Below are 20047 nucleotides of genomic sequence, written 5' to 3'. Positions count from 1 at the left end.
CCCTCAAGAGCCTTCGGGGGCCCGCAGCACGTAGCCGATGCCGCGCTTGGTGTGGATCATCGGGTCGCCGATCACGTCGATCTTGCGGCGCAGGTAGGAGATGTAGGACTCCACGATCCCCACCTCGCCGGACCAGTCGTAGTCCCAGACGTGGTCGAGGATCTGGGTCTTGGAGACCACCCGGCCGGCATTCAGCATCAGGTAGCGCAGCAGCTTGAACTCGGTGGGGGACAGCTCGATGTTCACGTCCCCGCGGTGGACCTCATGGGAGTCCTCGTCCAGGCGCAGGTCGCCGACCACGAGCGAGCTGTCCACGGTGGACTCGGTGCCGCCGTGGGTGCGGCGCAGCACCGCACGGATGCGGGCCACGACCTCCTCGAGGCTGAAGGGCTTGGTGACGTAGTCGTCGCCGCCCACGGTGAGGCCGGCGACCTTGTCCTGGGTCTCGTCCTTCGCGGTGAGGAAGAGGATCGGGTACTGCTCGCCGCGGTCGCGCAGGCGCCGGGTGACGGTGAAGCCGTCCATGTCCGGCAGCATCACGTCGAGCACCACCAGATCGGGCTGGTGCTCGGTCGCCTCGCGGATCGCCTCGTTGCCGGTCGAGGCGGTGAACACCTCGAAGCCCGCGAAGCGCAGCGAGGTGGCGAGCAGGTCGCGGATGTTGGGTTCGTCGTCGACCACGAGCAGGCGTGCCTCGTAGTCCTGGTCCTCATGCGTCGTCATGCCCCCACCGTCCTCCTCGAGCTTGGGAATCGGCTGGATGTCAGCTGGATGCGCTCACCGGGTGGCGCGGTGGATCTTGTCCTGCTGCTTGCGCAGCTTGCGGATGGTCCAGCTCATCTGGATCATCCGCACCGAGCCGACCAGCGCCATCACCAGCGCGCCCGCGATCGCGGCGAGCAGCATCGCCACCCCGAGCGGCAGATCGAACTCGGCGGCGAAGTACTGGAACCCGGCGGTCTGGTTGTTCTGGATCACGAAGATCAGCAGCAGCACCAGGATGATCGCGCCGAGGATCAGCCCGATCCACATGCCGGCGGTCTTGCCGCCTCCGCCGCCGTCCGCGACGGGCTCGGGGGTGCGCTCCGAGGTCGGTGCGGGCTGCGTGGGCCGGGAGGTCTCGGCGGGCGCCGGGCTCTCAGACGCCGGACGCGGAGCGCCCCTCTCCGCAGAGCGCGGGGCTGCCTTCTCCGCGGGACGCGCTGCGTCCGTCTCTGCGGGGCCGTCCGCGCGGCCGTCGTGACGGGTGGGATCCTCGGATGAGCGCATGTCGATCTCCTGGGGGACGGCCGACGGGACGGCGACGTACGGGATGCGGTGCCCACTCTAGTCAGGGCGCTCCCATGGAGCGGGCAGGCGGGGCTCGTGCAGCGGCGCCGCGGGCGCCTGAGCGGTCAGTCCGCCTGCGCGGGGGCCTCGAGCTCGTCGGCGTCCATGATCGTGTACGCGTAGCCCTGCTCGGCGAGGAAGCGCTGACGGTGAGCGGCGTAGTCCTGGTCCTGGGTGTCGCGCATGACCACGGTGTAGAAGTGGGCGGTGCGCCCGTCGGCCTTGGGCCGCAGCAGCCGGCCCAGCCGCTGCGCCTCCTCCTGCCGGGAGCCGAAGGCGCCCGAGACCTGCACCGCCACCGAGGCCTCCGGCAGATCGATCGAGAAGTTCGCGACCTTCGAGACGACCAGGCGGTCGGTCTCCCCGGCGCGGAAGGCGTCGAACAGCTGCTGGCGCCGACGCACCGGGGTCTGCCCGGTGATGAGGTCCGCGCCCAGCTGCTCGGCGATCTCCTCGAGCTGGTCGATGAACTGCCCGATCACGAGCATCGGCTCCCCCGGATGGCGGGCCGCGATCTGCTCCACCACCGCGACCTTCGCGCCGTGCGCCGCGCCCAGGCGAGGCCGGTCCGCGGCCTCCGCCATCGCGTAGGCCATCCGATCCGCCGAGGGCATCGTCACCCGCACCTCGGTGCAGACCGCCGGGGCGATGTAGCCCTGCGCCTCGATGTCCTTCCACGGCGCGTCATAGCGCTTGGGCCCGATCAGGGAGAACACCTCGCCCTCGCGGCCGTCCTCGCGCACCAGGGTCGCGGTCAGTCCCAGGCGCCGACGGGCCTGCAGATCCGCGGTCATCCGGAACACGGGGGCGGGCAGCAGATGCACCTCGTCGTAGATGATCAGACCCCAGTCGCGGGCGCTCATCAGCTCCAGGTGCGGATGGATGCCCTTCCGCTTCAGGGTGAGCACCTGATAGGTCGCGATCGTCACCGGACGCACCTCCTTGGAGGTGCCGGAGTACTCGCCGATCTCTTCCTCGGTGAGCGAGGTGCGGCGCAGCAGCTCGTCCTTCCACTGCCGCGCGGAGACGGTCGAGGTCACCAGGATCAAGGTGGTGCGCTGCATCGCGGCCATCGCCCCCGCACCCACGAGGGTCTTGCCCGCGCCGCACGGCAGCACCACCACGCCGCTGCCGCCGTGGCGGAAGCCGTCCACCGCCTCGGCCTGGTAGGGGCGCAGCTGCCAGTCCTCCTCGCGCAGCGAGATCGGATGGGCCTCACCGTCCACGTAGCCGGCGTGGTCCTCCGCGGGCCAGCCGAGCTTGAGCAGCGCCTGCTTGAGCGCGCCGCGCTGCGAGGGGTGGACCGCCACGGTCGACTCGTCCACCCGCTCGCCGAGCATCCCCTGGATCCGCTTGGTGCGGGAGACCTCCTCGAGCACCGCCCGATCCAGGGCGTGCAGCACCAGGGAGTGGGTGGGCTCCGAGCGCAGCTGGAGCCGGCCGTAGCGGTCCATCGTGTCCGCCACGTCCAGCAGCAGCGAGTGGGGGACCGGGTAACGGGAGTGGTCCACCAGCGCCGCCACCACCGACTCCGCGTCGTAGCCGGCCGCGCGCGCGTTCCACAGCCCCAGATCGGTGATGCGGTAGGTGTGCACGTGCTCCGGGGCGCGCTCGAGCTCCGCGAATGCGGCGATCGCGATGCGGGCGGACTGCGCCGCGGGGTGGTCGACCTCGAGCAGGAGGGACTTGTCGCTCTGGACGATGAGGGGGCCGTCGGTCATCGCTCCAGGCTACGTGGCTCAGCCCTGTGCGGGCTCCGCCAGCTGGCGACCGCTCAGACGCTCGTACATCCCCAGCTGGAACAGCATCGCGAACGGGGCGAGCACGAGTACCGGGATCACGATCATCGAGGCGACCGAGGTGACCACCGTCAGCACCAGGTAGGCGATGATCGTGGTGCCGAGGTTCGCTCTCGCCAGGGAGAAGCTCTCCTTCAGCGCGTCGACGGGGGAGGCGCCCCGCAGCGCCGCGGGGGCCGCATACATGAACACCACGGCCGCGATGAGCCCGGGAACGTAGAGCAGCAGCATGCCCACGGACACGGCCAGCCCGTACAGCAGGGCCGTGAGCAGCACCCGGCCGGGACCGACGAAGGTCTGGCCGATCGAGGGACGGCCCCCGTCACGGATGATCCCGGCCGCGCGCGCCGCGCCCGACTGCCACAGCAGCCCGATCGGCATCGCCAGCAGCGACGCACCGAACACCACGGCGTAGAAGACGAGCATGGCGGTACCGATGGCCGCATCCGACGAGGGGTTGCTCTCGATCATGGAGAACATCGCGATGAAGCCACCCGTGAAGCCGCCGCCGATCACCAGCATCATCAGCATGACGTAGACGAAGCCGCTGACCAGGAACGCCACAGGGTTGCGCAGCAGCCCCCGGCCGGAGAAGGAGAGCGCGGCACCGAGATCCGCGCCGAGGTCCGTGCCCGGCTGCGCGCCGGGGGCCTGGCCCGGCGCCTGGCCCGGGGCAGGGGCGCCCTGGGCGTGCGGGGTCCACTGATCCTGCGGCGCGGGGGGCGTAGGGGTCGTTCGGGGGGAGGGTCATCTGCTGCTCGTCTCCGGGTGCGCAGGTGGACGGTACGGGCCCACGGTACGTGGTGCAGGACGGCCCTGTCGCGGCAAGCCCTGGCACGCTCGGCGGGGAACGCGCCGGGTTCACTAGGATGGTCGGCGATGGGCCGGCCCGTCGGCCGAGCATCTCGGCGCAGCGTCCCGGTCCGGCTCGACAGTCACCTGATCTGAGGAGAACCATGGCTAGCTTCACTCCGTCCCCCGCCGACGTGGCCGACATCGGCGTCACCGGTATGGCGGTGATGGGCTCCAACCTGGCCCGCAACCTCGCCCGCAACGGCTTCAAGGTCGCCATCCACAACCGCAGCGTCGGCAAGACGGAGAAGGTCATCGCGGATCACGGCGGTGACGGCGAGTTCTACCCCTCCGAGTCCATGGCCGACTTCGTCGCCTCCCTCCAGAAGCCGCGCGTGGCGATCATCATGGTCAAGGCCGGCGGCCCCACCGATGCCGTGATCGACGAGCTCGCGGGCCTGATGGAGACCGGCGACATCATCGTCGACGCCGGCAACGCCCTGTTCACCGACACCCGCCGCCGCGAGGCCGCGCTGCGCGAGAAGGGCCTGCACTTCGTGGGCACCGGCGTCTCCGGTGGTGAGGAGGGCGCCCTGAACGGCCCGTCGATCATGCCCGGCGGCACCAAGGAGTCCTACGACCGCCTCGGCCCCATGTTCGAGAAGATCTCCGCCAAGGCAGAGGACGGCGCGCCCTGCTGCGTGCACGTCGGCGCCGACGGTGCCGGTCACTTCGTCAAGATGGTCCACAACGGCATCGAGTACGCGGACATGCAGGTCATCTCCGAGGCCTACGACATGATGTCCAAGGCCCTGGGCATGGATGCCCCCGCCATCGGTGACGTCTTCGACGAGTGGAACAAGGGCGACCTGGAGTCCTTCCTCATCGAGATCACCGCCGAGGTGCTCCGCCACAAGGACGCCACCTCCGGCAAGCCCTTCGTGGACGTCATCCTCGACCAGGCCGCCCAGAAGGGCACCGGCGCCTGGACCGTGAAGACCGCCCTGGACCTCGGCGTCCCGGTCACCGGCATCGCCGAGGCGACCTTCGCCCGCTCCATCTCCGGCGGCACCCCGCAGCGCGAGGCCGCCCGCGGCGTGCTGCCCGGCCAGGAGCAGCAGCTCGAGATCGCCGATCCGGCGCAGTTCATCGACGACCTCCAGAAGGCGCTCTACGCCGCCAAGCTGGTCTCCTACTCGCAGGGCTTCGACGAGATCGCTGCCGGTGCCGAGGAGTTCGACTGGGACATCTCGCTCGGCGACATGGCCCGCATCTGGCGCGAGGGCTGCATCATCCGCGCGCGCTTCCTCGACCGCATCACCGAGGCCTACTCGCGCAACCCGAAGCTGTCGCTGCTGCTGAGCGATGAGTACTTCACCACCGAGATCGCCAAGTGCATCCCGGCATGGCGCCGCATCGTGGCCTTCGCGGCCGCGAGCGGCTACCCGGTCCCGGTGTTCGCCTCGACCCTGTCCTACTACGACTCGGTCCGCGCCGAGCGCCTGCCGGCCGCCCTGGTCCAGGCCCAGCGCGACTACTTCGGTGCGCACACCTACAAGCGCGTCGACGCCGAGGGCACCTTCCACGTGGAGTGGACCGAGGACCGTCGCGAGACCAAGCAGGACTGAACTGATCTGATCGGAGCCCTCGGGCCCTGAGCAGGAAGAAGGCCCCGGACCAGCTGGTCCGGGGCCTTCTTCGACGTCTGGGCCGCAGTCACATGCCGCTGGACACCGCTGCGCCGATGAGGATCGCGTAGATGATGCCGATGATCACGTACAGGACGATCACGATGATCGTGATGATCATGGCGATCTTGGTGAACTTCTGCGCGGTCTGCGGCTCGTCGTCGGCCTTGAGGTAGCCGAGCAGGCCGAACACGCCGGCGATGATGCCGCCGCAGAGGAACCCGACGATGGTCCAGATGAGGGCCTTCTTCTTGATGCCCTCGATGTCATAGCCCGAGTTGGGTGCGGTCATGGGAATCCCCTTCTTCCTGATGATCGTTCCCCGGAGTCGCTGATGACCCCGGCCCCAGGTCGGGTGTTCTCGTGTCTCCGGTCCTGGCGGGTGCATATTACCGCGATGTGGCGGGGGGCACGCCATGGGGACGACTCCCCATGGCGGACCGGCGGAGGTCGTCAGCCCAGCGTGATGCGGTGGACGAGCACGGTGAACTCCTCCTGACGCCCCGCCTCCCGAGCGCGCAGACGGCCTCCCTCGAGGGAGAGAGGGAGCGCGGTGCGGACCACCACGCCGCCGCGGCCGTCGACGATCCCCAGCGGGATCTGCTCGCCGCGCGCGATCGCGTCCAGCAGCCGATCGGTGACCGAGAGATCGCCCTCGCCCTCCTCCGCCGCGCGCAGCCGGGCCACCGCCTCGGCGGCCGGGAGCCGCAGCTCGGGACCGTCGATGGTCACCAGGTCCGGCTCGACCGGGCCGCCGCGCAGGGAATGGGTCAGCTCCTCGGGCACCGGTCTGCCGTCCGCCCCGACCGCCTGCGGGGCCAGCCCCGCCTGGCGCGAGATCTGCAGGGCGAAGCCGGGATCCGAGAGGGTCACCGCGACCGTGGGCGCCAGCCGGTGCAGCCCGAGCGCCTTCGCCTCGGGGGCGACCTGCAGCAGGTCCAACACCTCCGGTTCGGCGGTGAGCACGGTCGTGGCGCGGGAGACCTGCACTCTGCCGTGACGGCGCTGCTCGTCCCGCAGCAGATAGCTCAGCGCCTGCGGCACGGGGGAGCGGGAGACCTCCTCGAGCAGCCTCAGCAGGGCCTCCGCGTCCCGGCCGTCGCCGAGCGCGCGGCGCACGGCGGCAGGGGTGAAGCGCAGCGTGAGCGCGCCGCCGCGGGAGACCACCTCGGCCCAGTCGAGCAGGGGCATCAGCCGCTCCGCGGGGCGACCGGGGATCACCGCGGTGAGATCCGCGTCCAGCAGCACCTCCTCGACCGGTGCGGGCGCCGCCTCCTCGAGCGCGGAGGCCAGGCGGGCATCGGCGCGGGTGATCTCCTCGTCGAGCGCGAGCACCAGCTCGTGGCCGAGCGCTGTGAGCGCCCCGCCGTCGAGCAGCCCCAGCGCCTGCCCCTCGGTGCGCAGCGCGGACGTCTCCTCACGGATCACCTCGGCCGGGACCAGCGGGAAGGCCCAGGCGAGCGCTGCGGCGAGGGAGTCCTCGCTCGCGTCGATCCCCGGGCTCGTGCGTAGCAGGCGCAGCAGGCTGCCGCGGCGCGTGCGCACCCCGTCGCGGCGCGTCATCTCCGAGAGCAGCGAGCGTCCCGTGCCGCTCGCATCCGGTGTCCCCACCACGGCGGCGACATGATGGCCGCGCGCCCAGGCGAGCACCAGCTCGGCCCAGCGCTGCGCAGGGGGCAGCTGGCGGTGGCTGTCCCACTCCGCGGTGGGACGCCACTCCTCACCGTCGTGGCCGATCAGCCCGGCCTGCCAGGCGCACTGCAGCACGGTCGCGTAGGTCAGCAGCGGCGCGCCGGCTCGTTCGGCCAGCCGTCGCAGATCGCGCTGGGGCAGCCCGCCCCGTCGCAGCACGCCCGGCGGATCCTCGTCGAAGCCGCGCACGGTGCCCAGCAGGCGCAGCGCCTCGAAGGCCCGCTCGACGGACTGCGCGGTGCGCGAGCCGGGGATGCGCTCGGAGAGCTCGGGCCCCTCGGGGGAGGGGCGCTGGGCGGCGTGGCTGCGCCGCACCCGCCCCGAGCGCAGGGCGAGCTGGATCGTGCGCGGCAGGTGCAGCGAGTCCCCGTCGGCCACCACGATCCCCGCTTCGAGCAGCTGCGCGGCGAGCCGGCCGCGGCCGGAGACGGCGCTCGGGCCCCAGGTGAGCGCCTCGAGCACCTCGGGCAGGGTCTGCCGGGCGCGCGCGACGCGCCGTTCCGCCTCCTCCGGGGAGGGGTCCTCGGCCGACGGCGCGGCGAGACCGGCCGGTGTGCGCAGCCCCTCCCGCAGCGGACGGATCAGATGCAGCTCGTCCTCGCCCCACACCACGGCGAGCGTGGTGAGCCGTTCGAGCCCGGGGGAGATGGTGGCGGGATCGGAGGAGACGGCCGCGGCGAGCTGGGCGGGGGAGGTGCCGTCCTCGAGCACCGCGAGCGCCTCGACCAGGTGCAGCTCGGGCAGCGTCAGCGCCTCGAGCGCGCGACGGGCGGAGGTGGAGCCCGCGGCACGCGCGGCGAGCGGTCCGATCCCGCGGGGAAGGGGCGAGGCGAGATCCGGTCGGGCGACGAGCAGCGCCTCGAGGCGATCGTCGCCGAACCGTCGCAGGGAGTCCGCGAGGGACCGGATCACAGCGGCCATGATGGGATCCAGCATAGGGTGGCCCGCTGTGAGGTGCTCCGGGGCTCCGGGTGCTCCTCTCCGCCCCCATAGCCCAATCGGCAGAGGCGGCCGCCTTAAAAGCGGCACAGTGCGGGTTCGAGTCCCGCTGGGGGCACCAGCGATCAGCACCGCCGGGCGCGACGAGGGCCACGGGACAGGGGATGGTCAGACGGTGGCGCGGGAGCGACCTCTATGCCATATCTGCCGTAGTCCTCGCCAGGGAGCCCGTACCTGACCACCGACACGATGTGGGCGAGACGCACAGGGCTGAGGATCGGCCACAATGGAGGGCATGCTCTCCTCCGACGCCGCCGACCAGCTCACCGCCCGTCTCGACGAGGTCCTGACGCGCCTCGACGCCGCCGCCGAGCGGACCGGGCGCGACAGGGACGAGATCACCCTGCTGCTGGCCACCAAGACCCGCACGCCCGAGGAGATCGCGCTCGCCGTCCAGCTGCTGCGCGAGCGCGGGCGCACCCTCGCGGTGGGGGAGAACCGGGCCCAGGAGATCGCCAAGCACGCCGATCCGCTGCTCGCGGACAACGGAGTGCCGAGGCACTTCATCGGGCGTCTGCAGACCAACAAGGCCCGTGACGTGGTGGCGTTCGCCGAGATGATCCACAGCGTGGACCGTGAGGGCATCGCCGAGGCCCTCGAGCGCCGGGCCGAGATGGCGGGACTGCGACGGGACGTGCTGGTGCAGGTCAACACCTCGGACGAGGAGTCCAAGGGCGGCTACGCCCCCACCGCGGAGGCGCTCGTGCCGATCGTGGAGCGGCTGCGGGCGAGCGAGGTGCTGCGCCCCGTCGGACTCATGACGATCGGCGCGAACACGACCGACGAGACCGCGGTGCGCGACTCTCTGCGCTCGCTGCGGATCCTGCGCGACGAGGTGCGCGAGCGCCTGGGCGCGGAGGAGCTGGTAGAGCTGTCGATGGGGATGAGCGGCGATCTGGAGATCGCCGTCGAGGAGGGCGCGACGATCGTGCGCCTCGGCTCCGCGATCTTCGGCGCCCGCCCCGCCTGAGTCAGCCCGGCCCGGGGCCGACGAGGGTGGTGGGCAGTCCGTACTCGTGCTCGAGCACCTCGCAGGCCGCGCCCGCCGCGATCAGGTCGATGCCGCGCGTGGACAGCAGCACCTCCACGTGCAGCCGCGCCTCGGCGCGCAGCCCCTCCTCGAGCGCGGCCCGCACCGCCTCCATCGTGGTGGCGTGGTGGGTGTAGATGGAGCGCCCGCCGAGCACCACCCGGTCCACATCCACCAGGCGCACCAGGTTCAGCACCACGGTCGCGAGCACCTGCGCGGCGCGCTCCGCGTCGGATGTCTCGAGCGCGGCGAGATACTCCGCCTGGGCGCAGCCCCGACGACCACAGGGGCACGGCACGCCGCCCATCCTCACCACCGTGTGCCCCACCTCCCCGGCCCGCGAGTGCGCCCCGCGCACCATCGCGCCGTCCAGCCGCAGCGCCGCGCCCAGCCCGTCCTCGGCCAGCACCAGCGCGGCGTTGTCCAGCAGGCCCGGCTGCGACCAGCTCTCGCCCACGAGGGCCGCACGCGAGTCGTGGTCCAGCAGCACCGGCAGGCCCAGCTCCTCGAGCAGCAGCGAGCGCAGCGAGGCGCCCTGCCAGGCGTCGTCGGGGGCCGGGGCGCCGCGGTAGATGCCCTCGACCGAGTCCACGGGGCCGGGCATCCCCACGCCCACTCCCAGCAGGTGCCCGTTCCCGTGCTCCGCGAGCTCGCGCGCAAGCGCAGCGAGGGCGCCGATCAGCTCCGGCACCGGCAGCTGCCGGTCGATCCCGACCTCACGCCGCTCGAGCACCTGGCCGGTGAGGTCCGCCACGACGCCGTGCACCCGTGAGCGCGTCAGATGCAGGCCGATCGCCCGCCGCGAGCCAGGGACGATCTGATACAGGGTGGTGGGCTTGCCGGGCCCCGAGGAGACCGAGCCGGCCTCCTCGATCAGGCCCCGCTCGCCGAGCCGGGAGAGGATCTTCGAGATCGCCTGCGGTGTGACCTGCAGGGCTGCGGCCAGGCCAGCGCGGGAGACGGGCTCGCCGTGGCGGGCGACCTCGAGCACAGCGGCGTCATGCGCGCCCGCCATGCGGTCCAGCGGTCCGGTCGGCTTCACGGTGCTCATCCTCCCACGGCCGCCCGCGCGAAGCGGGTGAGGGGCCGGCTCCGGGCGGGTGCGCCATGAGGAGCCTGGCTGGGTGTGACGTGGGTCCGACAGCCCGCCCCTTGACCTAACGCAACAGCGTTTGCTTATTCTGTTCCCCGGTCGATGACGCCCCTCCGCCCCTGCTTCCCGACCGCCGAGGAACCCTCATGACCCCACCCGCCGCACCGCACGAGATCAGCGCCCGCCGCCGCACCCTCGCCCTGCTCGCCCTCGCCCTGGGCGGCGTGGGCATCGGCGCCTCCGAGTTCGCCACCATGGGCCTGCTGCCCGGCATCGCCCACGGCCTGCTGCCCGAGCAGATGGCCACCGCCCCCGACGCCGGCATCGCCCGCGCCGGGCAGCTGATCACCGCCTACGCCCTCGGCGTCGTCGTGGGCGCGCCCGTGCTCGCCCTGCTCTCGGTGCGCTGGAGCCGCACCTCGATGATCATCGCGCTGGCCGCGGCGCTCGCGGCCGGCACCGTGCTCTCCGCCGCGATGCCCAGCTTCGAGCTCACCGTCCTCGCCCGCTTCCTCGCCGGAGTCCCGCACGGCGCCTACTTCGGGGTCGCCTCGCTGCTGGCCGCTTCGCTGATGGGCCCCGGGAGCCAGGGCAAGGGAGTGGCCGTCGCCCTGTCCGGGCTCACGGTCGCGAACCTCGTCGGCGTGCCGCTGATGACCGCCCTCGGCCAGCTGGTCGGATGGCGCGCCGTCTACCTCGTGATCACCGGGATCTTCGTGCTCACGGTGCTCGCACTGCGCGCCGCGCTCCCGCCCCAGCCGGTGATCTCGGGCCGACGGGCCGTCGACGAGGTGGTGGCGCTGCGCCGAGTGCAGCTGTGGATCGTCATGGGCATCGCCGCGATCGGCTTCGCAGGCGGCTTCGCGGTGTTCAGCTACGTCGCCGACATCACCACCCAGGTCTCCGGCGCCGCCGCGGGCATGGTGCCGTGGGTGCTGGCCGCCGCCGGGCTCGGGATGACGCTCGGCAACATCCTGGGCGGGATCACCACCGACCGCTCCCTGCGCGGGACTCTGCTGGTGGGCTTCCCGCTCTACATCACCGCCCTGGTGGGCCTGTTCCTGGCCGCCCCCGGCTCCCTGCCCGGCCTGCTGATCGGATTCTTCGCCGTCAACCTCGGCAGCTCCGCACTCGGCCCGGCCCTGCAGACCTGGCTGATCCGCGTCGCCCACCGCTCCGAGGTGCTCGGCGCCTCCCTCAACCACGCGGCGTTCAACGTCGCCAACGCGCTCGGCGCGGCGCTCGGCGGCGCCGTGATCGCCGGCGGGCTCGGCTACCGGGCACCGATGGTGGTCGCGATCCTGCTGGCCGGCACCGGATTCGTCCTGGTCGCGGCCACCTTGATCGCTCTGCGCGTGCGCTCTCGCCGCACCCTCGCGGTGCTGCGCGAGCACGAGCCCACCTACACCGGGCAGATCCCCGCGCTCGACCCGTCGGCCGAGCACGAGGTCCCCACCCGCACCGACGCGCTCCCCGTGACCGTCGGCGGCTGACCCACCGCTGCCTCGGGCTGCGCCGCGCGGAGCCCTCCCGGCCGTCATAGTCCGCCATCGGGCATGCGGCCCCGCCCACGCGGAGCCCTACAGTGGCAGCAGCCGCAAAGCCGATCCGAGGAGCCAGAGCCACCGTGCAGATCCAGACCGCCGTCATCCACGCCCTGCACGATTTCGAGCATCGCGCCGTGGTCCCGCCCGTGCACCTCGCCTCGACCTTCGCGCTCGACCCGGAGACCGAGGGCGGCGAGTACGCCTACCAGCGCTCCTCGAACCCCACCCGCGCCCAGCTAGAGACGGTGCTGGCCACGCTCGAGGGCTCCGCCCACGCCTTCGCCTTCGCCTCCGGGATGGCGGCCACCGCCGCCGCGCTGTCGATCCTGCGGGAGGGGGAGGAGATCCTGCTGCCGGCGAGCGTCTACGGCGGCACCTACCGCTTCGTGGGCAGGGTGCTGCCCGCGCGGGGCGTCACCGGGCGCTACGTCGACCACCTCGACGAGCTCACCGACGAGGACTTCACCCCCGCCACGCGGGCCGTCTTCGTCGAGACGCCCGCGAACCCCACGCTGCGCATCACCGACCTGCGCCGGGTGGTCGAGCTCGCGCACCGCCACGGCGCACGGGTGATCGTGGACAACACCTTCATGACCCCGGTGCTGCAGAAGCCCCTGGACCTCGGGGCCGACGTGGTCGTGCAGTCCGCCACCAAGTACCTCGCGGGGCACTCCGACCTGCTCGCGGGCGTGGTCACCACCAGCGACGACGAGCTCGCCGAGGCGTACCGCCTGTGCCAGCAGGCCGAGGGCGGGGTGCTCGCCCCGCAGGACTCCTTCCGGCTCATCCAGTCGCTGAAGACCCTCCCGCTGCGCCTCGAGCGGCAGCAGGCCAACGCCCGGGCGATCGTCTCCCACCTGCGGGAGCAGGAGGGCATCGCGACCGTCCGCTTCCCCGGCTCCCACAGCGCGCACGAGGCCCGCCTGCACGCCTCCCAGGCCAGCGGCCCCGGTGCCGTGCTGTCCTTCGAGCTCGCCGAGGGCCTGGACCGCGTCGCCTTCCTCCGGGCGCTGCGCTACCCCGCCTTCGCGGTCAGCCTCGGCGGGGTCGAGTCGCTGATCTGCCGACCCTCCACGATGACGCACGAGGCGATGACCCCGCAGGCGCGGGCCGCGGCCGGGATCTCCGATGAGCTGCTGCGGCTGAGCGTCGGCATCGAGGACCTCGAGGACCTGCTCGGCGACCTCGACCAGGCGCTCGCCGCCGCCCGTCTTCGCTGAGGGCACAGCGAACTTCCAGCTCCATCCCGGGTTCCGCCCGGTAGGATGAACCGGTCGGTCCGACGGGAGCACCAGCGCCTCCGTCGTCGACCCCAACGATCCACGTGAGGAGCCACATGGCACGCCAGAACATCGTGTTCGGCCGCGACCAGGCCGTCCACAGCGGTGCGAACTACAACGCCCCCCGATTCGGTCAGTCCGCGCAGCCCGCCCCCGCCCAGAGCACGCAGTGGTCCACGGGCTTCGACCAGCAGGGCCACGACCAGCTCGAGTCGATGTACAACAGCCCCTCCGCCACCGGCCACGACACCGGCCGGATGACGCTGAAGGACGCGCTGAACGCGATCACCGCGACCCTCGGCATCATCATGGTGGTCGGCTTCGTCGTCGCCATGATGCCCTTCGCCCTTGCCCTCGTGGGCGGGCAGGCAGGTGCCCAGGCGGGCCTCGCGCTCGCCGGCGGCGCCACCCTCATCGGCGTCCTCGGCGGCCTGGTGGCCGCCCTGGTGAACATCTTCAAGAAGCAGCCCTCGCCGATCGCGGTGATCGCCTACGCCGTCTTCGAGGGTCTGTTCCTCGGCGGCATCAGCGGCACCATGGAGTACTTCTACCCGGGCATCGCGCTGCAGGCCGTGGTGGGCACCCTCGCCGTGGCCGGCACCGTGCTGGTGCTGTTCCGCGTGGGTGTGCTGCGTACGTCGCCGAGACTGACCAAGATCTTCATGGTCGCGATGATCGCCTACATGATCTTCGGGCTCGTGAACATCGGTCTGCTGCTGGTGACCGGCACGAGCCTCCGCGACGGCATGCTCGGCCTGATCATCGGCGGTCTCGCCGTGGTGATGGCCTCCTACTCTCTGGTGATGGACTTCGAAGCCGTCCAGCACTCCTCGGAGGCGGGCGTCCCGCGCAAGTACGCCTGGCGCCTGGCCTTCGGCATCGCCGTGACCATGGTCTGGCTCTACGTCGAGGTGCTGCGGATCCTGATGATCCTGCGCGGCAGCGACTGACCGCGAGCCCCTCACGGGTGAGGCTCTGCTCGTGCCCGTATGCTGAACGGCGGGTCCTTCGGGACCCGCCGTTTCGCTGTGCACCCACGGAGGAGGATCGTCGATGTCCGACATCTGGCAGTGGGTGATGGACCATGCGGTCCTCGCGGTCACCTATGTGTACTGGGGCGTGGACATCGTGCTGCGCCTGGTCAGCCTGATCGTGGTGCCGCGCAACCGGCGCCCCGGCTCGGCGATCGCCTGGTTGCTGGCGATCATGGTGCTCCCGCTGCTGGGCTTCCCCCTCTACCTGATGCTGGGCAAGTCCGAGCTGCCGCGCCGCCGGCGCGAGAAGCAGAAGATCATCCACCGCCTGATGCGGGTGCGGGCGCAGAACATCCCCGACAGCGAGCTCGACGAGGACGTGCCCAGCTGGCTGCAGTCCGCGGTGCGGCTGAACCGGGAGCTCGGCGCCTTCCCCCTGACGGGCAACAACTCCGCAGATCTCGAGATCGACTACGACACCTCGATCGCGAAGATGACGGCGGACATCCGCACCGCCCGCGAGAGCGTGCACGTGCTCTTCTACATCATGGCGCTGGACGAGATCACCGAGGACTTCTTCGAGGCGCTCGCCGAGCGCGCCGACGCGGGAGTGGCCGTGCGGGTGCTCTACGACCACTGGGGCGCGGTCAGCCACCGCACGACCTACAAGACGATGCGCCGCAAGCTCGACGCCCACGGCATCGAGCACTTCCCGATGAACCCCATCCAGCCCATCCGCGACGGCGCCTTCCAGCGGCCCGATCTGCGCAACCACCGCAAGATGGTGATCGTGGACGGGCAGATCGGCTGGATGGGCAGCCAGAACATGATCGCTGCCCACTACAACAAGCGCTCCAACATCCGCCGCGGTCTGCACTGGCAGGAGACGATGGCGCGATTCCGAGGACCGATCGTCTCGGAGCTGAACCTGCTGTTCGCCACCGACTGGTACTACGAGTCCGAGCAGATGCTGCCCGAGGAGACCGTGGTGCGCAGCTCGCCGGACACCTCCGGCACCTACGAGTGCCAGCTGGTGCCCAGCGGCCCCGGCTACGTCTCGGAGAACAACCTGCTGCTGTTCAACCAGCTGTTCTACTCCGCGACCCGCCGCATCGTCGCGGTCTCCCCGTACTTCGTGCCCGATGAGTCGATGCTCTCGGCCCTGGTCACCGCCGCACGGCGCGGCGTCGAGGTGGAGCTGTTCGTCTCCGAGATCGGCGACCAGTTCCTCGTCTTCCACGCCCAGCGCTCCTACTACTCGGTGCTGCTCGAGGCCGGCGTGACGATCTGGCTCTACCGGGCACCCACGATCCTGCACGCCAAGCACGTCACGATCGACGACTCGGTGACGGTGGTCGGCTCCTCGAACATGGACATCCGCTCGTTCCTGCTGCAGATGGAGTGCTCGCTGATGATCGGCGGCACCGACTTCATGGAGAAGATGCGCGAGGTCGAGGGCGCCTACCGCGAGCGCAGCCGCAAGCTCACCCTCGAGGAATGGCAGCACCGCCCCCGCACGATGCAGGTGGTCGATAACCTCTGCCGCCTCGCCTCCGCCGTCGTCTGAGCGCCGTGCCGCTGCGCGCGGGCGCCCTCAGGAGATGCCGGTGAGCGAGGCGTAGGCCTCGTCGGCCGCCTCCTCGTGGGCCTCGACGCCGACGGCGGTCTCGGTCGCGAAGACGCTCGGTCCCTGCGGGGTCTCGAGCACCACCACGACCAGCTCGGTCGCCGAGGTGGATTCCATCGGGGCGTAGGAGAAGTTCACGATCCCGGTGGTGCGGTAGCCGGGCATCCCGGCGATGGTCACCGGTTCGGTGATCACGTCATCCAGCGAACGGCCCTTCGTCTCGCCCCAGATGTTCGCGCCGTAGAAGCAGTGGGTGATGGTCTGCGAGGCGACCTCGGCGCCGGGGTACTCGATGCCCGGCTGCCAGGTGACCGCCCCGACATACATCGTGGAGGCCCAGCCCTCCTCGACGATCGCCTGCGCCCCTTGGACGTCATCGGAGTAGCTGGTGCCCTGCGGGGTGGAGCGCAGGTCATACTCGGCCGGGGGGATGAACTGCAGGCCGCCGCCGCGCAGCTTGCCCGACGGGTTGGAGGAGGTGCGCGAGAAGCGCTCCGGGCCCCAGCAGCGCTCCTCCTCGACATTCGTGGGGGTGGCGGAGGCGGTGTCCGTCGCGGTGGGGGACTCGGTCTCCCCGGGCGTGGTGCTCGCTGTCGAGGTGGCGGTGTCTGTGGCGATGGGGCCGCCGGAGGAGCCTCCGGGACGCAGCACCAGGTAGCCGACGGTGACGCCTACGATCAGCAGGAACACCACCGCGAAGGCGAGGCCGCCGAACAGCAGGGCGGTGCCCCGCCCGCCGCCGCCCCCGGGCTGGGGATGGGTGGCGGTGTACTGCGGTCCGGTGTGCACGGTGGGCTCCTTCGGGAGGGCGGTCGCGCCGCGACGTCACTCGATGACGTCGAGACTGGCGATGATGTCCTCGAGGTTCTGGACGTGTTCGGGCTGGTCGGCTGCGACGTCGCTGGCCAGGGCGCTGGGCCCGTTCGGGGTCTCCACAACGATCGAGGTGACCACGGAGGCGCTCGAGGTCTCGAGCACCTCGGGATCCTCGAAGTGGTAGGTGGCCTGCACGATCCAGGCGGGCTCCCCGTCGACCGTGATGACCTCGGAGCGGTAGTCGGTGACCTCGGGGTTCTCACCGAAGTGGGAGACCACGCCCGAGGTGGTGGCGTAGCACTGGAAGATCGCGACCGCCGCGGACTCGAGGCCCGGGTAGCCGCCCTCCTCCTCGGGGTAGTGGACGCGGCCGAGGTTGACCACCGAGTACCAGCTTCCCTCGACCACGCGCGAGTCCGCGCCCACGTCGGTCATATAGGGCAGCGAGTGGGCGATCCAGCCGTCGCCCCAGCCGTCGGGGTTGGTGTACTCCAGGCCGCCGCCGCGCACCTTGCCCGGGGCCGAGGGCTCGGGGGCCTCCGTGCCCTCGGGCACCGTGCGTGAAGATCGGCGGGGGAGGGGCGATGTCCGGATCCTCCGGATCGGGCACGTACTCCGACTGCCCCTGAGCGGTGCGCTGGCCGGTCTGGTAGGCGGTGGGTCCGGCCGGGTCCAGCACGGAACGGAACACCGTCTGCGACAGCACCAGCGCGACCACCGCCATCACCACGACGGAGCCGCCGATGACAGCGAGCATGGTGGTGCGGTTGCGGCGCAGGGTCCGCTCGCTCGGCTCGCCGAGCGTCACCGGTCCCTCGCGAGAGGCCAGATCGGGGAGCGACTGCGAGGACCGCGTGGACGAGGAGGCGGAGAAATCGGGCAGCCCGGATCTCGAGGACTGCTGTCCCTCGCCCGACTCCTGGTTCATCGCCACCTCCCCGGCACCGCCGTCCCGTCCCCCTGTGGGGCGGGCGATGCTCCTGCCCCCGGGTGATTCTCGCATGCGGAGCACCGCGTGCATGCGAACAGGATAGAGATGCCAGGGGCGGTTGGTACTCTCCGCTCACGGAACCGGTGCGCTGTCCCGGACCGCCAGCCCGCGCCCCGCCGGTGCCGGGACCACCGAGAGATGGAGACCGCATGCGCCCGCCCCTCGTCCTGACCATCGCCGCTTCGGAGACCGACGGGGCCGCCGGCCTGCAGGCGGATCTCAAGACCTTCACGGCGCTCGGCGCCTACGGGGCGAGCGTGGTCAGCATGGTCACCGTGGTCACCGCGGCAGGGGTCGAGAGCACCCATCCGCTGCCCGCGGGCGTGGTGCGCCGCCAGATCGAGGCGGTCGCGGGGGATCTGCGCCTGGACGCCACGAAGATCGGGGCGCTCGGCAGCGCGGCGGCGGTCACGGAGGTCGCGGCGGCCGTCCGGGCGCACCGCGGTCAGCTGGGCACGATCGTGCTGGATCCGGTGATGGTCAGCGCGTACGGCACGCCCCTGATCACCGCCGAGGGCGCGGCCGCGCTCGCCACCGAGCTGGTGCCCCTGGCCGATGTGCTCTGCGCGACGATGGCCGAGGCGGCGCAGCTGCTGGGCCGGCCGCTGGCCACCTCGATCGACGAGATCCGCGAGCAGGCCCTCGCCCTGCAGGCGAAGGGGCCCCGCGCGGTGCTGATCACCGGCGGCCGCCTCGAGGGCGAGGGCGTGGTGGACGTGCTCGTGCACGAGGGAGGCACCGATCTGCTGCGCGCCCGGCGCGTGCCGGGGCGGAGGGTGCGCGGTGCCGGCACCACCCTCTCGGCCGCGATCGCGGCCCAGCTCGCCCGGATCGCGGAGTTCGACCGCGCCGGAGAGCTGGGGGAGATCGGCGAGAAGGGCACGGACGACGACATGGTCACCATCGTCGCCTCGGCGAGGGAGTTCGTGGCCAGCGCCACCGAGAATGCGAGCGACTGGCGCCTCTCGCAGCACGAGGGCGGCTACGGCCCCGTCAACCACCTGATCACGTTGGATAAGGACTGAGCGACGTACTGCGAGCTCGCGAGCGGTAGGAGCTCAGTGAATGGAGCAGGACTGAGCGACGTACTGCGAGCTCGCGAGCGGTAGGAGCTCAGTCAGAGGAGCAGGATTGAGCTCTACTCCGCGAGCAGTCCCAGCTGCTGCTTGAGGGCCAGCATCCGCCCGGCCGATTCCCGCACCCGGCGCTGCTGCTCCTGGCCGCGCGCGGCCCAGTCCTCGATCGCGTCGACCAGCTGACCGGTCAGCGAGGCGTCGGCCGTGAGCACCACGTCCCCACCGGCCTCGAGCAGGCGGGTGGCCCTCTCGGGGACGGGCACGTCGGCGACGGCCTTCGCGGCGCCGATGTCGTCGGTGACCACGAGGCCCTCGAAGCCGAGGCTCCCGCGCAGCAGGTCCTCGATCGCGGCGGAGGAGAACATCGAAGGCACCTCCGGCTCGAGCTGCGGATAGATCGCGGAGGACATCATCACCAGCTGCGCCCCGGCCTCGATCCCGGCCCGGAAGGACTCGAGGAACGGATCCTCGGGCCCGGTGATCTCGTCCTCGATCCCCTCGGCGGAGAAGTCGGTGTTCTGCTCGACCCGGCCCAGGCCCGGGAAGTGCTTGAGCGTCGCGGCCACGCCCTGCTCCTCGAGCGCGGTCGTCGCCGCGACGACGTGCTCGCCCACGGCCTCCGGCTCGGTGCCGAAGCCGCGGTCCAGACCGCCGACGGGCTCGTTGGCGCCGCCGAGCGCCGGGTCCACGACGTCTGCGACCGGGGCGAGAGCCACATGGATGCCGAGCGCGGAGAGGTCCTCGCCGATGCTCGTGTACGCCTCTGTGGTCGCCTCCACCCCCTGTGCGCCGAGCTCCTCGGCCGACGGGGTGCGCCGGGCGGCGTCCCCGCGCAGCATCCGCACCTGCCCACCCTCCTGGTCCACCGCGATCAGGGCGGGCAGATCGGGGCGGGCGAGCTCCTGCGCGATCGCTAGCGTGGCCTCGACCGTCTCGGCGCTCTCCCAGACCTGGAGCAGGAACAGGCCCCCGGCGTGGTGCTCGGTGAGCACCTCCTGCGGGACCTCCGTGCCCGCAGGGATACCCACCAGCACCAGCTGGCCGGCGAGCTCGCGCGGGGAGAGGCTCTCCAGCAGCTGCTCCGCCGCGGTGGGCGGCTCGGTGGTGGGCGCCTCGGTGGGCTCGGTGGCGCCGCCCGCGTCGCTCGCGCCGCCCGTGTCGCTCGAGCCGCCGGAGTCGCTCGGCCCGTCGCCGGTGGGATCAGCTCCCGGCTCCTCGGCGGTGCAGGCGGCCAGCGCGAGAGCAGGGGCGAGGGCGAGCAGGGGACGACGACGCATGCCGCCAGTGTTCCACGCGGTCGGTGTCTCCGTGCCG

17 protein-coding genes and 1 tRNA gene are annotated in these 20047 nt (G+C 71.6%); 8 read left to right on the top strand and 10 right to left on the bottom strand.

The genetic code is table 11. The features are described 5' to 3' along the window. Positions 1-3: 3 nt before the first annotated feature. From BN4251_RS08160 to BN4251_RS08145, 4 genes are all read right to left on the bottom strand, one after another. Positions 4-723, bottom strand: a complete 720-nt coding sequence (locus BN4251_RS08160; protein ID WP_087484612.1) for a response regulator transcription factor — start codon at positions 721-723, stop codon at positions 4-6. Positions 724-777: 54 nt separating this feature from the next. After that, complete coding sequence (locus BN4251_RS08155; RefSeq protein WP_087484611.1) at positions 778-1269, bottom strand: LapA family protein; 492 nt, start codon at positions 1267-1269, stop codon at positions 778-780. A 125-nt stretch (positions 1270-1394) separates the two neighbouring features. Further along, positions 1395-3050 (bottom strand): DNA repair helicase XPB, encoded by a 1656-nt coding sequence (locus BN4251_RS08150; protein WP_087484610.1) that lies wholly within the window; start codon positions 3048-3050, stop codon positions 1395-1397. 18 nt (positions 3051-3068) lie between these two features. After that, positions 3069-3692, bottom strand: coding sequence for a DUF7847 domain-containing protein (locus BN4251_RS08145; protein WP_212647601.1), 624 nt, complete (start codon positions 3690-3692; stop codon positions 3069-3071). 392 nt (positions 3693-4084) lie between these two features. Between BN4251_RS08145 and gndA the strand changes: the two genes are divergently transcribed. Further along, a complete protein-coding gene (gndA, locus tag BN4251_RS08140; RefSeq protein ID WP_087484609.1) occupies positions 4085-5548 on the top strand; it encodes an NADP-dependent phosphogluconate dehydrogenase in 1464 nt (487 codons plus the stop codon). An 88-nt stretch (positions 5549-5636) separates the two neighbouring features. Here the strand turns inward: gndA and BN4251_RS08135 are convergent, their stop codons facing one another. Continuing rightward, positions 5637-5900, bottom strand: coding sequence for a hypothetical protein (locus tag BN4251_RS08135; protein WP_087484608.1), 264 nt, complete (start codon positions 5898-5900; stop codon positions 5637-5639). A 161-nt stretch (positions 5901-6061) separates the two neighbouring features. Then, positions 6062-8221: a helicase-associated domain-containing protein gene (locus BN4251_RS08130; protein WP_087484960.1), complete on the bottom strand. Its 2160-nt coding sequence runs from the start codon at positions 8219-8221 to the stop codon at positions 6062-6064. A 62-nt stretch (positions 8222-8283) separates the two neighbouring features. On the opposite strand from BN4251_RS08130, the gene BN4251_RS08125 reads away from it, so the two are divergent. Continuing rightward, positions 8284-8360: transfer RNA gene (locus tag BN4251_RS08125), tRNA-Leu, on the top strand. A 174-nt stretch (positions 8361-8534) separates the two neighbouring features. After that, on the top strand, positions 8535-9269 hold the full coding sequence (locus BN4251_RS08120; protein ID WP_170931889.1) for a YggS family pyridoxal phosphate-dependent enzyme: 735 nt from the start codon (positions 8535-8537) through the stop codon (positions 9267-9269). A 1-nt stretch (position 9270) separates the two neighbouring features. Here BN4251_RS08120 and BN4251_RS08115 read toward each other — a convergent pair whose 3' ends face one another. Then, positions 9271-10380, bottom strand: a complete 1110-nt coding sequence (locus BN4251_RS08115) for an ROK family transcriptional regulator (protein WP_087484606.1) — start codon at positions 10378-10380, stop codon at positions 9271-9273. A gap of 188 nt (positions 10381-10568) precedes the next feature. Here BN4251_RS08115 and BN4251_RS08110 point away from each other — a divergent pair, with 188 nt between their 5' ends. The 4 genes from BN4251_RS08110 to cls all read left to right on the top strand — a co-directional run bounded on the left by BN4251_RS08110 (position 10569) and on the right by cls (position 15790). After that, a complete protein-coding gene (locus BN4251_RS08110) occupies positions 10569-11915 on the top strand; it encodes an MFS transporter (protein ID WP_087484605.1) in 1347 nt (448 codons plus the stop codon). A gap of 134 nt (positions 11916-12049) precedes the next feature. After that, positions 12050-13189 (top strand): trans-sulfuration enzyme family protein, encoded by a 1140-nt coding sequence (locus tag BN4251_RS08105; RefSeq protein WP_087484604.1) that lies wholly within the window; start codon positions 12050-12052, stop codon positions 13187-13189. 116 nt (positions 13190-13305) lie between these two features. Then, positions 13306-14199 (top strand): Bax inhibitor-1/YccA family protein, encoded by an 894-nt coding sequence (locus BN4251_RS08100; protein ID WP_087484603.1) that lies wholly within the window; start codon positions 13306-13308, stop codon positions 14197-14199. A 103-nt stretch (positions 14200-14302) separates the two neighbouring features. Beyond that, the gene (gene cls, locus BN4251_RS08095) at positions 14303-15790 is read left to right on the top strand and encodes a cardiolipin synthase (RefSeq protein ID WP_087484602.1); all 1488 of its coding nucleotides are present in this window, start codon (positions 14303-14305) and stop codon (positions 15788-15790) included. A 27-nt stretch (positions 15791-15817) separates the two neighbouring features. Here cls and BN4251_RS08090 read toward each other — a convergent pair whose 3' ends face one another. Continuing rightward, positions 15818-16639 carry a hypothetical protein gene (locus tag BN4251_RS08090; protein ID WP_087484601.1) on the bottom strand — a complete coding sequence of 274 codons (822 nt, stop codon included), beginning with the start codon at positions 16637-16639 and terminating at the stop codon, positions 15818-15820. 36 nt (positions 16640-16675) lie between these two features. Next, positions 16676-17221: a hypothetical protein gene (locus BN4251_RS18680; RefSeq protein WP_245810256.1), complete on the bottom strand. Its 546-nt coding sequence runs from the start codon at positions 17219-17221 to the stop codon at positions 16676-16678. A gap of 585 nt (positions 17222-17806) precedes the next feature. Between BN4251_RS18680 and thiD the strand changes: the two genes are divergently transcribed. Continuing rightward, a complete protein-coding gene (gene thiD / locus BN4251_RS08080; protein ID WP_087484600.1) occupies positions 17807-18682 on the top strand; it encodes a bifunctional hydroxymethylpyrimidine kinase/phosphomethylpyrimidine kinase in 876 nt (291 codons plus the stop codon). Positions 18683-18795: 113 nt separating this feature from the next. On the opposite strand, the gene BN4251_RS08075 is transcribed toward thiD, so the two are convergent. Next, positions 18796-20010, bottom strand: a complete 1215-nt coding sequence (locus BN4251_RS08075; protein WP_087484599.1) for a glycoside hydrolase family 3 N-terminal domain-containing protein — start codon at positions 20008-20010, stop codon at positions 18796-18798. Positions 20011-20047 lie beyond the last annotated feature (37 nt).

Origin of the sequence: Brachybacterium massiliense, from assembly GCF_900184245.1 — a bacterium.
Classification (GTDB): domain Bacteria; phylum Actinomycetota; class Actinomycetes; order Actinomycetales; family Dermabacteraceae; genus Brachybacterium; species Brachybacterium massiliense.
Note: the sequence above shows the minus strand (reverse complement) of the source record. Positions and strands in the feature narration are given on the sequence as shown.